This window comes from Allobosea sp. BK604, from assembly GCF_004341515.1.
In the GTDB taxonomy this organism is placed as follows: Bacteria; Pseudomonadota; Alphaproteobacteria; order Rhizobiales; family Beijerinckiaceae; genus Allobosea.
This window is the reverse complement of sequence record NZ_SLZF01000002.1, coordinates 622021-634894: the sequence shown is the minus strand read 5'-3', so window position 1 is coordinate 634894 and position 12874 is coordinate 622021. Positions and strand designations below refer to the sequence as shown.

Below are 12874 nucleotides of genomic sequence, written 5' to 3'. Positions count from 1 at the left end.
CGGCGCGATGCCAGCCGCTCTTGCCGGGGATCACCGCCCCGATCAGGCCGGAGGAGCGCGCCGCCCTTCACATCTTGCAGCCATTGTAGAACACCTCCGCGCATTGCTTGGCGCGCAGCGCGATCTCGTCGCGATGTGGCGCGGCACGCTGGCCCATCATCGCCGTCCGCTGCGGTTCCATGATCATCATGCCCCGCAGCATGCCGGACGCGATATGGACATCGTCGATGCGGAGCGTGCCCTTGTCCTTCTGCCTGGTCAGCCAACCCTCGATCACGCCGTTCACCGGAACGATGGCCGATTGGTAGAAGGCGCGCGCGACCTCGGGGAAGCGCTCGCTTTCGCTGATGACGAGCCGGTTGATGGCGATCGTGTCCGGGGTCAGGGTCAGCATGCCGAAGGCGAGCAGCAGGCGCTCCAGCGCCTCCCGCGGATCGAGATCGTCGCTGATCTCGTCGTCGACATCGAGCAGGAAGCGGCCGATCCGGCGTCGGATCACGGCCTCGAACAGCTCGGCCTTGGTCGGCACGAGCTTGTAGAGCGTCTTGGTCGAGATCCCCGCCCGCTCGGATACCGACTTGATGTTCGTGCCCGCATAGCCATTCGCCTGGAACTCGTGATCGGCGGCGTCGACGACGAGACACATCGTGTCCTCGCCGGAGCGGATCTGCGGGCGTCCGCGGGAGCGTCTCACACTCTCGTGAATTTGTCGCATCATCGTTTTCCAAATTCTCGTTGACAAAACCAAACTAGGGACTAATTAGGAAAATATCAAGTTTCCAAATTCGGGGAAACGTCGATATCCACGCCGCTGGAGCTGAGCCGATGAGCAAGCATCAGGATCGCATCACTGCCGAGCGCGCCGTTCCGCCCACGGAGGCCGTGCCGGAGATCGTCGCCGAGAAGCTGGCCGAAGCGAGCGCCGCCGTCGCGGAGCCCCCCCGGCCGAAGCACACGCTGCGCCGCGTCGCGCTGGCCGGCGTTGCCGTCGCCGCGCTGATGGGCGCCGGCTATTGGGGCCATGATTACTGGACCGTCGGGCGCTTTCAGGTCTCGACCGACGACGCCTATGTCAAGGCCGACAGCACCACGATCGCCCCCAAGATCTCCGGCTATATCGCCGAGGTGCTGGTGCGCGACAACGAGCCGGTCAAGGCCGGCCAGGTCCTCGCCCGGATCGATGATCGCGACTTCCGCGTCGCGCTCGACCAGGCCAGGGCCGATGTCGCCGCCGCCCGCGCCGCCGTCGTGAGCAAGCAGGCCCAGCTCGAGGCCCAGCACTCGGTGATCGACACCGCCAAGGCGACGATCGAGGTCGACAAGGCCAATCAGACCTTCGCCGAGCAGGATAGCGAGCGCTATACGAACCTCGCCAAGACCGGCTACGGCTCGGTGCAGAACCAGCAATCGGCGCAGGCCAGGATCGACGCCGCCCGTGCCGCCACCATGCGCGACACGGCCGCGCTCGCAGCGGCGCAGAAGCAGGTCGACCTGATCAAGGCCGATCTCGCCCAGGCGCAGGCCACCGTCGCGCATGACGAAGCCGTCCAGAAGCAGGCCGAGCTCAACCTCTCCTATGCGTCGATCGTCGCCCCGGTCGACGGCACCGTCGGCAACCGCACGCTCCGCGTCGGCCAGTTCGTCCAGGCGGGCACGCAGCTCATGGCGGTCGTCCCGCTCGCGGCCACCTATATCGTCGCGAATTTCAAGGAGACGCAGCTCACCGATGTGAAGCCCCGCCAGAAGGTCGAGGTCGAGGTCGACATGTTCCCGGGCGCCAAGGTGGCCGGCCATGTCGACAGCCTCGCGCCGGCCAGCGGCCAGGAATTCGCCCTGCTGCCGCCCGACAACGCGACCGGCAACTTCACCAAGGTCGTCCAGCGCGTCCCGGTCAAGATCGTGCTCGAGCCCGACCACAATCTCGCCGGCGCGCTGCGCCCGGGCATGTCGGTCGTCCCGACCATCAACACCAAGGTTTCAAGCCAAACCACTGTGGCGGACGCGCGCTAGAGCACGCGCCCGGCTTGCAAGGAGCTGGGTCATGTCGAACCAATCAGCGACCGCCGCCCCGCAGAACCCGTCTGCGCCGGAGAAGGCCAGCCTCTCCACCTGGGTCGCCATCATGGCAGGCGCCATCGGCGCCTTCATGGCGATCCTCAACATCCAGATCACCAATGCCTCGCTGCTCGACATCGAGGGCGGCATCGGCACCGGCGTCGACAACGGCGCCTGGATCTCGACCTCCTACCTGATCGGCGAGATCATCGTCATTCCGCTGACGAGCTATCTGAGCCGCGTCTTCTCGTTCAAGAACTACATGATCTGGAGCACGATCGCCTTCGCGTTCTTCTCCATGGCCTGTGCCTTCGCCAGCTCGCTCGGCGAGATGATCGCGCTACGCGGCCTGCAGGGTTTCGCCGGTGGCGTTCTCATCCCGATGGCCTTCACCATGGTCGTGACGCGCCTGCCCAAGGGCCAGCAGCCGATGGGCCTTGCCATGTTCGCGCTTGCCGTCACCTTCGCGCCGGCGATCGGCCCGACCATCGGCGGCTATCTCACCGAGAATTACGGCTGGCAGACGATCTTCTTCATCAACACCATCCCCAGCATCGCGATGGTCGTCGCGCTCTTCCTCACGCTGGAGAAGCAGCCGATGCAGCTCGGCCTGCTCAGGGAGGGCGACTGGGCCGGCATCGTCACCATGGCGATCGGCCTCTCCGCCCTGCAGACCCTGCTCGAGGAAGGCAACAAGGACGATTGGTTCCAGTCGGACTTCATCGTCAAGCTCGCCCTGATCGCGGCCGTGTTCCTGACGGCCTTCATCTGGATCGAGCTCAGGGTGAAGAAGCCGCTGGTCGATCTCTCGCTGCTGAAGAACCGCAATTTCAGCGTCGGCACGATCGCCAACGTCCTCGTCGGCTTCGGCCTGTTCGGCTCGGTCTATGTGCTGCCGCAATATCTCGGCCAGGTGCAAGGCTATAATGCCGAGCAGATCGGCATGGTGCTGGCCTGGACCGGCCTGCCGCAGCTCCTGCTCATCCCGCTCGTGCCGATGCTGATGAAGCGCTTCGACGTGCGCTACATCACCTTCTTCGGCATCGCGCTCTTCGCAGCTTCCTGCTTCATGAACACGCATATGTCGCTGAACTATGCCGGCGACCAGCTGTTCTGGCCCAATATCGTGCGCGCCATCGGCCAGTCCATGGTGATCACGCCGCTGACCGCCATCGCGATGATGAGCATCCAGCCCAAGGACGCCGCCAACGCGTCGGGCCTGTTCAACATGCTGCGCAATCTCGGCGGCGCGGTCGGCACCGCCGCGCTGGGCACGATCATCACCAAGCGCGAGCAGTTCCATTCGAACATCATCGGCCAGTCGGTCACGCCCTTCCGCGAAGAGGTCCGTGCCCGCATCGACCAGATGACGAACTATTTCCTGGCGCATGGCGTCTCGGATGTCGCGACCGCAAAGAGCCAGGCGATCATCGCGCTCGGCAAGACGGTGAAGCGCCAGGCCCTGGTGCTGGGCTTCAGCGATACTTTTGCGGTCATCGGCATCATGCTGGCGATCGCGGCGGTCGCGGTCCTCTTCGCCAGGAAGGGCCAAAGCGGCGGTTCTGCCGCGGCGCACTGACCGCGAATGATCAAGCGCTGGCCTCGGCGACCGGGGCCAGCGTCAGCCCTGCAAACTAGACCGGGTCGGACGGCGAGGGTGCATCCGCGCCGCCCTGGGCCTCTCCCCAAAGATCGGCTTGCGCAAAAAACTCGCGTACCAGCGGCAGATGGCGGCGCTCCGCCAGACAGACCGCATATTCTCGGATGACCTGCCGCGCGTCGCGAATGGGCACGAATTTGAGCCGGGTGTCATGGCCGAATTCGTGGCGGGTGACGGCGCTGATCCCGAATCCCAGCGCCACCGCCTCGCGCACGCCCTCGCGGGTCGAGATCTCCAGCATCGGGCCGAGCGAGACATCGTGCTCGGCGAGGTTCCGCTCGAACATCTCGCGCGTCAGCGAGCCACGCTCGCGCATGACCAGGGGCAAGCCCGCCAGATCCTGCATCGCGACGGAGGATGCGCGCGCCAGCTCATGCTCGTTCGGCACGCATAGGCCAAGGCTCATATTCGCGAAATGGCGCGCATAGAGCCGCGGATCGCCCGGCAGCCGCGCCGTGATCCCGACATCGGCGCGATAGCTCACGATCAGCTCGACCACCCGGTCTGAATTGTCGATGGCGAGCGAGAAGCCGAGGCGCGGCCTCGCATTCCTGAGTTGCGCCAGGATCGGCAGGGAGAGGAAGGCGCCATCGGCCGCGACGCGCAGATGCCCGCCGGTGCGTCCGGCCTCGTCGCGCAGGAAGGCCCGGGCCTCGGCTTCGGCCGCGAACAGGCGCGAGGTCAACTCGAACAGCGCCTGCCCTTCCGGAGTCAGCACGACGCCGCGGGGCTTGCGCTCGAAGAAGTTGATGCCGGAGCTCGCCTCGAGCTGGCGCACCTGCGCCGACAGGGTCGATTGGCCGGTCGCCATCTCACGCGCCGCCTGGGAAAAGCCTCCCGCCAGCGCAACGAAGTGAAAGGCGCGCAGCTGCGTCGTGGACATGAGGCCCTATCCGGCGCGGGCGCGACAGCCTGATGACAGGGCCGTCCCGCCCGCCGAAAACGTCCTTCCCATCGATTGGAGCGAACGCAGGCTCTCGCCGCCGCTGTTCGCAAAGCCGCTCTTCGCAGCGGGCAGGCGAGACCGCCATCGCCTCTCTAGCCGGGAAAACATCATCCGGAATGGTGTGCTCGGGCCGTGACCGGGCACGGCCATCCGGCCCGGTTCCATTGGTTCGAGGGATACCCGGTATCGATAATTTGAATGGTTACCGAAACCTGAATTTCACCGCCCTGTCATCTCCGCCGCCCAGTTCTTCGCCCCGAACGCAGGAGCCATGCCCCGGGCTTCTGCCCCCGCGACGTCGGCCATTAGCCGGCACGGTATCTGCGTGAACGAGCGAGGACGAGCACCATGACCAGCATCATCAAGTCGATCCAGGATATGATGGTTACGCCGGACGCGCAGAACGCGACGATCGACCTCTCGTCGGTCTTTTCCGGCCAGAACCTCACCTACACGGTCCAGGTCGCCGAGGAGACCGTGGTCGATCCGACCATCGTCGACGGCAAGCTCGTCCTCGATTTCGGCGAGCTCGGCTTCTCCGACATCAAGATCACCGCGACAGACGCCCTCGGCCAGTCGGTCAACGACGTCTTCCGCGTCCGCGTCGCCGGCGAGAACGCCTATACGATCGCCGTCTTCCCGGACACGCAGGACTACACCAGCAATCCCTCGCTGAACCACATCTTCGGCGACATGACCCAGTGGCTCGTCGACAACAAGGACAGCCACAACATCCAGTTCATGCTCCATGTCGGCGACATCACGCAGAACAACCTGTCCTATCAGTGGGACATCGCCGAGGCGGCGCTGCGCAAGCTCGACGGCAAGATCCCCTACTCGCTGCTGCCGGGCAACCATGACCAGGCCAGCGGCGGCTCGGCCGCCGACCACAGCTCGGTCTATCTCGACGAGCGTTTCTCGCCGGACAAGCAGGCCGGGACCAACCCCGACAATTTCGGCGGCGCCTACGATCAGGAGAGCGGCAGCGCCCGCAACACCTACAACACCTTCATCGCGCCGGACGGCACCAAATGGCTGGTGCTCTCGATGGAGTTCGGACCGCGCGACGACGTGATCCGCTGGGCCGGCGACGTGATCGAGAGCCATCTCGACTACCGCGTCATCGTCGCCTCGCACTCGCTGACCAGCTTCGCCGGCCGCCAGGACCCGCTCGCCGCCCCGCTCTACGACGAGGGCGCGGGCTATGATTACGGCATGGGCCGGGATCCGCAGGGCGCCAATGACGGCGAGACGATCTATCGCGAGTTGCTCGCCAAGTACCCGAATATCAGCATGACCTTCTCGGGTCACATCTTCGGCGATGGCGCCGAGACCGATGTCAGCTATTCGCAATACGGCAATCCGGTCTACCAGTTCCTGGTCAACTACCAGAACGGCATCTCGCGCGAGATCACCGGCAATGGCGATCCCTCGCAGGGCAATAATGGCGGCAATGGCGCGATCCGCCTCGTCGTCATCGACCCCGACAACAACACCGTCTCGACCGAGACCTATTTCACCGAATTCGACGACTATCTCGACGGCTACCGGGTCAAGCCCGAGCTCGACCGCGACGGCCTGACCGGCCCCTATCGCGGCCATCAGGAGACCTTCACTGACGTCGATTTCGGCACGCCCGAGCTCTACGCCATGGCCAAGGCCGGCGATGACCTGCAGGCGACGGCCGCTACCGGCGAGGACAAGGCGGGCATCCAGCTCGACGCCTCGAAGTCGCTCAACCCGAAGGGTGAGGCCCTGACCTATACCTGGACCGACGAGAACGGCGACGTCATCGCGACCGGCGCCAATGCCAATGTCGATCTCGGCCTCGGCAAGCACGAGCTGACGCTGACCGTCACCGATCCGGCCGGCGTGAAGACGACCGACCAGGTCGTGGTCATCGTCAAGGGCGACGACACGCTGCTGGTCGAGACCTTCAACGACGGCAATGCCGATGGCTGGTCGCGTCCCGGCCCGGTCCTCGCCGCGACGACCGGCTCCACGACCGGATACGGCATTGTCGGCTTGCCTGCCGGCGATCCGGAGGCGCCCGCGCCGGTCGATGCTACCGTCACCGCGATCCCCAAACTGACCAAGGCGAATGGCGGCATCCTGCTCAAGATCGACGATGCCGCCGCCGGCACGGTCGTGAAGTCCTATTCGCTGGTCTATGACGTCTATCTGAAGTCGGGCGCCTGGTTCTCCTTCCTGCAGACCGACCTGACCAATGCGAGCGATGGCGAGCTCTTCCTCAAGGGCGGCGCCGGCATCGGCATCAACCAGGACTATGAGGGCTCCTTCGGCTTCAACGCCTGGCACCGCGTCGCCTTCACGATCACCGACCGCGGCAACAACGTCCTGATCACCAAATATATCGACGGCCTGAAGGTCGGCGACACCGTCCAGTCAGGCGCCAATTACGGCCGCTATGCCATCGATGTCAGCAAGGGCATGCTGCTCTTCGCCGACGAGAACGGCGACACCGCGCCGGCCTATGTCTCCAGCGTGCTGTTCACCGACAAGGTCTTCACCGACGCCGAGGTCGCAGCGCTCGGCGGCGTCAAGGCCGGCGGCATCGTCGACACCCTGCCCTCCGGCCTCTCCAAGGAAATCGACTTCTCCGACCCGGCCGTCGCCGCCGGCTTCGGCAATGGCGCGACCTCGGGCAAGGCCTCCGATTACGGCATCGGCCTGCTGCCCGGCGCCGATGCTCCGCCTCCCCAGCCGGAGGAGGCGCAGGTCTCCTTCATCCCGAAGCTCGCCACCAACCAGGCGCTGACACTGACCCCGTCGCAGCCGCTCCCGACCGGCGTCTATGTCGTCTCCAGCTACACCCTGGCCTTCGACATCCTCGTGCCGAAGGCGAGCGCGGGCAGCTACACCTCGCTGTTCCAGACCAATACCGGCAACGCCGACGACGCCGATTTCTTCATCCACAACAACAATAACGGCACCGGCGGCATCGGCATCAACCAGGACTATACCGGCGCCTTCCACTACGATCAGTGGCAGCGCGTGGTGATCCGCGTCACCGATACCGGCGACAGCGTGACCATCTCGAAATTCATCGACGGCGTGCTCGTCGGCAGCCAGTCCATGGATGACGATCGCTATACGATCGATCTCGCCAAGGGCCTGCTGCTGTTCTCGGATGAGGATGGCGAGACCTCGAACCTCTACATCTCCAGCTTCCTGTTCACCGACAAGCTCTACACGGACCAGGAGATCGCCGATCTCGGCGGGGTCAAGGCAGGCGGCATCGTCGACGAGCAGCCGACGCCCTATTCCGTGCAGATCGACTTCAGCCAGCCCGGCATGGTCGATGAGTGGGGCAATTCCTCGGTCGTCGCGGGCCAGGTCGGCTCCAGCGCCGGCAACTTCCTGGTGAAGGGCACCGTCGCCTCGCGTCCGGACCAGGTCGACAGCTTGCCGGCGCCGGAAGGCGCGCTCTACGACCAGTCCGACGCCGCCGGCAACATCCTGATCTGGGGCGCGTCCGAGGCGCGCAACTGGTCGGATTATGTCTACGAGATCGGCCTGACCGCGATGGATAATGACGGCATCGGCGTCGTCTTCTACTATCAGGACGAGAAGAACTATTACCGCTTCAGCATGAACGGCGAGACCAACCGCCGCGAGCTGGTCAAGGTCCAGGACGGCGTCCAGACCGTGCTGGCCTCCACCGCGGCGGGCCTGCAGTTCAATGCCGAGCTGATGCTCAAGGTCGCCGTCACCGACGGTGCGATCAACATCTTCCTGGGTGACCGCAACGTCTTCGACGGCCCGGTGGTCGATGCGAGCAACCCGCTCACCCATGGCACGATCGGCGTCTATTCGAGCGAGCAGCGCAGCTCGATCTTCGACGATGTCGTCGTCACCCGCATCGGCCTCACCGCCCATGCCGGCGAGAACGAGCGCGCCTATGACCTCGACGGCGATGGCCACGCGAGCGTCACGCTCGATGCCGGCAGCTCCTTCGGCCGCGCCGATATCGCCTCCTATGTCTGGACCGACAAGGACGGCAATGTGATCGCGACCGGCAAGAACCCGGCCGTCGACCTCGCCGCCGGCCTGCACCAGCTCACGCTCACCGTGACCGACACGCAGGGCAATGTCGCGACCGACCGCGTCGATATCGACATCGTCGCCAAGGCGAAGCTCCTGGTCGCCGAGGACTTCTCCTCCGCCGCCTCGCTGTCGAAATGGACGATCGTCGACGAGGGCGAGTTCGGCGGCGTCGGCCCCGACGGCAAGTCCTCGGAATGGCACGTCACCGCCGATGGCAAGCTGATCCAGACCAGCGACCTGCAGAGCCGCGAGCTGACCTGGAACGGCGCCAGCAATCCGGATGTCTGGCAGGATGGCTGGAGCCCGCTCGGCGACGGCGTCAACGTGCTCAGGCTCGGCACCTACGCGCTCTACAACGATCCGGCGGCACGCAACTGGGATGATTACGCCATCGAGGCGACCTTCCAGACGCCTGATAATGACGGGCTCGGCTTCCTGTTCCACTACACGGACAACAAGAATTACTACAAGCTCGAGCTCGACGCCGAAGGCACGCTCGACCGCAGCCCGGGCAACGGCGCCGGCAGCATCTTCAACCTGATCCGGATGCGCGACGGCATCGAGGAGATCCTGGCGCAGGTGCCCGGCAAATATGAGCCGGGCCTCGCGACCCAGCTCCGCGTCGAGATCGTCGACAACCGTGTCCAGGCCTGGCTCGGCGGCGATCAGCTCTTCGCCTATGCCATCGAGGATCACGGCAACGAGAAGGGCACGTTCGGCCTCTATTCCTGGGGCAACCAGGGCCTGACCTTCGACGATGTCCGTGTCACCGACCTGACGCCGGTCACCGCTGGCGGCAACAATGGCACGCCGGGCGACGACGCGCTGACCGGCACCGCCGGGGATGACGTCATCGCCGCCGGCGCCGGCGACGACCAGGTCATGGCTCTCGCGGGCAACGACATCGTCCGAGGCGAGGCCGGCGACGACGAGATCGACGGCGGCGCGGGCAATGACCAGCTCTCCGGCGGCGAAGGCGACGACAGCTTGCTCGGCGGCGCGGGTGACGACGTCCTCGCGGGTGGGGCTGATGACGACACGCTCGACGGCGGCGACGGCAGCGATACGGTCGATTATTCCGGCGACACTGCCGGCGTGACGGTCGACCTCGCAGCGGGCGAAGCCTTCGGCGACGACTCCGGCGCGGACGAGCTGTCGGGCATCGAGAACGTCATCGGCGGCGCAGGGAACGACACGCTGCTCGGCGATGCCGGCGCCAACGCGCTGAGCGGCGGCGCAGGCAACGACATGCTCGAAGGCGGGGCGGGTGACGATACGATCGATGGCGGCGAAGGCAGCGACACGCTCGTCCTCGCCGGCGCGATCGGAACCGTCCTGCTCGACCTCGGCGCGCATACCGCCTCAGGCCAAGGCATCGGCAGCGACAGCTTCCACGCGATCGAGCGTGTCCTGTTCGGTGACGGCGACGATACGATCCGGCTCGCAGGGGCTTCGGTCGTGACCTCCGCCATCGCCTCGGCCCCGATTGCGATCGACGGCGGCGCCGGCCATGACGTGCTGGAACTCGCCGGCACCGGCGAGAGCTTGCTTGGCCCGATCACGGGGATCGAGGAGCTGAAGCTCGTCAGCGGCGCCTGGCTCGTGTCGCAGGAAGGCGTGGCGATCGACTTCCAGGACGGCGCGCAGACCCTGCGCATCGATCTCGACCTGCTCGGCGACAACCAGTTTGCCGGCACGATCTCCGGCTTCGGCCAGGAGGACCTCATCCAGATCCAGGGCATCGGCGACGCCAACGCCGCGACGCTCGGTGCCGGCAACCTGCTGACCGTGCTTGGCGGCGCGACCGGCCCGATCACCCTGCAGCTCGATCCGGCCGAGGATTTCGCCGGCATGGCCTTCAGCGTGACGTCGGACGGCAATGGCGGCGTCAACCTGAGCTATGCTCCCGCTGCCACCGACGACGTCCTGACCGGCGGCAATGGCGATGACACGCTCGATGGCGCTGCCGGCAACGACACGATCACCGGTGGCGCCGGCAACGATACGCTCTCCGGCGGCACTGGCACCGACTCTGTCGATGGCGGCTCGGGCAACGACCTCGTCTCCGGCGGCGCCGGCGACGACCAGCTCAAGGGCGGCTCAGGCGTCGACCAGATCGACGGCGGCGACGGCAACGACGTGATCGACGCCGGCTCCGACAATGACACCGTCCTCGGTGGCGCCGGCAACGACCAGCTCAAGGGCGGCTCCGGCGACGATCGTCTCAATGGCGGCGCCGGCGTCGACATGCTCTCCGGCGGTTCCGGGCACGACACTTTCGTGTTCCAGGCCGGCATGGGTCGCGACGTGATCGCCGATTTCACCGTGACCGGCTCGAGCTCGGATGTGATCGAGTTCTCGCTCGAGCTGTTCGCGGATTTCGCGGCGGTCATGGGCAGCGCCGAGCAGAATGGGCGCGATCTGGTGATCACGGTGGACGAGCAGAGCTCGATCACCCTGGCCAATGTCACGCTCTCCTCGCTCCAGACGGACGATTTCCGCTTCGTCTGAGCCGGGGAAAGCCATTCTCCAATACGAAGGGGCGCCATGGGCGCCCCTTTTTCTTGCCTGGTCTCAGCCGGTTTCTAGAGCGCTTGCTTTATCGCATCGTCTTCACGCGAACCGGTGCCCACTTCGCTCGACAATGCTCTAGAGCATTTCCGCGTTTCTTCGAATCGCGAAAATTCTCTATCTACTTGTTTTGACGCATTTTCTTCACGCGAACCGGTATCCACTTCGCTCGAAAATGCTCTAGCGCCGGTGCAGCAGGATCATCTTCTCCTGCGTCATGTCGCGCATGGTGAAAGGGATGCCGCCGGTGCCGTAACCGGATTCCCTGCGGCCCGCGAAAGGCATCCAGTCGGTGCGGAAGGTGGTCGGGTCGTTGACCATCACCGCCGACGCATCGAGCCGCTCGGCGGCCCGCAAGGCGACGTCGATATCCTGTGCGAAGACGCTGGCCTGGAAGGCGACGGGCAGCGAATTCGCCTGCGCGATGGCATCGTCCAGCTTCGTGTAGCGGTAGATGCAGACCACGGGCCCGAACACTTCGAGCTGCGAGACCTTGGCGTCGGCCGCCGGGTCGAGCAGCACGGTCGGCTGCAAGGTGGTTTCCGAAATGCGTCCGCCGCCGGTCGCGATCTTCGCTCCGCCCTTGACCGCCTCCTCGATCCAGCCAGCGACGCGATCGGCCTCGCGCGGCTGGATCAGCGGGCCGACCTCGGTATCGCCGAAGGTCGGGTCGTCGACCTTGAGTTTCGCGACCCGGGCGACGAGCCGCTCGGTGAATGCGTCGGCGATGTCCTGATGCACGAAGATGCGCTGGGTCGACACGCAGACCTGGCCGGCATGGTAGTAGCCGCCCTTCACCATCGGCTCGATGATCTGGTCGAGAGCAGCGCTGCGGTCGACGATCGCGGGTGCCGCTCCGCCATGCTCGAGCGCCGAGCGCGCGCCATGGGCAAGCTTGGAATGCAGGTACCAGCCGACCTTGGCCGAGCCGATGAAGCTCAGGAAGGCGATGCGCCGGTCGGTCGCGAGCCTCTCGGCGAGCTCGGTCGTCTCAGGGATGAAGGTCTGGCACCAGGCTTCCGGCAGCCCGGCCTCATGCACGAGCGCGACGAAGTCGCGGCAAGAGAGCGGCGTCGTCCCGGCCGGCTTGATGATGACCGGACAGCCGACCGCGATCGCCGGTGCGACCTGATGCACGATCAGGTTCAGCGGGTGGTTGAAGGCCGAGATCGCCGCAACGATGCCGATCGGCTCCTTGGTGGTGAAGGCCCAGCGCCCCGCCGCGGCCGGCGAAAGCCCCATCGGGATCTCGCGGCCGGCGAGATTGCGCAACTCGTCGGCGGCGTTGTGGATGCCGTCGATGGCGCGTGTCGTCTCGATGATCGCGTCCGGCAGCGGCTTGCCGCCTTCGCGTGCGATCTGCCTGGCGAAATGGTCGCGCTTGCCTTCGAGCAACCCGGCGAGCTTGCGCAGGATCGCCATCCGCTGATGCGGCTTCAGCCAGTTGTCCCGATCGCGAAAAGCCTTTTCGGCGGCCTGCAGCTTGGCTTCGAGCGCGGCCGCATCATCGGTTTCGATCTCCTCGATCGGCGCGCGATCGAATGCCTGCACGACTTGCAGCATGGGAGTTCTCC

6 protein-coding genes are annotated in these 12874 nt (G+C 65.7%); 3 read left to right on the top strand and 3 right to left on the bottom strand.

The window, feature by feature from the left end; genetic code table 11:
• Nucleotides 1–67: 67 nt before the first annotated feature.
• The gene (locus EV560_RS08310; protein WP_131855263.1) at nucleotides 68–715 is read right to left on the bottom strand and encodes a TetR/AcrR family transcriptional regulator; all 648 of its coding nucleotides are present in this window, start codon (nucleotides 713–715) and stop codon (nucleotides 68–70) included.
• Between the two features lie 110 nt (nucleotides 716–825).
• Here EV560_RS08310 and EV560_RS08305 point away from each other — a divergent pair, with 110 nt between their 5' ends.
• A complete protein-coding gene (locus EV560_RS08305) occupies nucleotides 826–2010 on the top strand; it encodes an HlyD family secretion protein (protein ID WP_131855262.1) in 1185 nt (394 codons plus the stop codon).
• A gap of 31 nt (nucleotides 2011–2041) precedes the next feature.
• Nucleotides 2042–3634 carry an MDR family MFS transporter gene (locus tag EV560_RS08300; protein ID WP_131855261.1) on the top strand — a complete coding sequence of 531 codons (1593 nt, stop codon included), beginning with the start codon at nucleotides 2042–2044 and terminating at the stop codon, nucleotides 3632–3634.
• A gap of 55 nt (nucleotides 3635–3689) precedes the next feature.
• Here EV560_RS08300 and EV560_RS08295 read toward each other — a convergent pair whose 3' ends face one another.
• Entirely contained in the window at nucleotides 3690–4598 is a 909-nt protein-coding gene (locus tag EV560_RS08295) for a LysR family transcriptional regulator (protein WP_131855260.1), read from the bottom strand.
• Between the two features lie 411 nt (nucleotides 4599–5009).
• On the opposite strand from EV560_RS08295, the gene EV560_RS08290 reads away from it, so the two are divergent.
• A complete protein-coding gene (locus EV560_RS08290; protein WP_131855259.1) occupies nucleotides 5010–11240 on the top strand; it encodes a 3-keto-alpha-glucoside-1,2-lyase-like domain-containing protein in 6231 nt (2076 codons plus the stop codon).
• A gap of 240 nt (nucleotides 11241–11480) precedes the next feature.
• Here the strand turns inward: EV560_RS08290 and EV560_RS08285 are convergent, their stop codons facing one another.
• Nucleotides 11481–12863 carry an aldehyde dehydrogenase family protein gene (locus EV560_RS08285; protein ID WP_131855258.1) on the bottom strand — a complete coding sequence of 461 codons (1383 nt, stop codon included), beginning with the start codon at nucleotides 12861–12863 and terminating at the stop codon, nucleotides 11481–11483.
• Nucleotides 12864–12874 lie beyond the last annotated feature (11 nt).

Coding starts and splice junctions, on each gene's coding strand:
- EV560_RS08310 (WP_131855263.1), bottom strand. CDS start 715: ATGCGACAAATTCACGAGAGTGTGAGACGCTCCCGCGGACGCCCGCAG.
- EV560_RS08305 (WP_131855262.1), top strand. CDS start 826: ATGAGCAAGCATCAGGATCGCATCACTGCCGAGCGCGCCGTTCCGCCC.
- EV560_RS08300 (WP_131855261.1), top strand. CDS start 2,042: ATGTCGAACCAATCAGCGACCGCCGCCCCGCAGAACCCGTCTGCGCCG.
- EV560_RS08295 (WP_131855260.1), bottom strand. CDS start 4,598: ATGTCCACGACGCAGCTGCGCGCCTTTCACTTCGTTGCGCTGGCGGGA.
- EV560_RS08290 (WP_131855259.1), top strand. CDS start 5,010: ATGACCAGCATCATCAAGTCGATCCAGGATATGATGGTTACGCCGGAC.
- EV560_RS08285 (WP_131855258.1), bottom strand. CDS start 12,863: ATGCTGCAAGTCGTGCAGGCATTCGATCGCGCGCCGATCGAGGAGATC.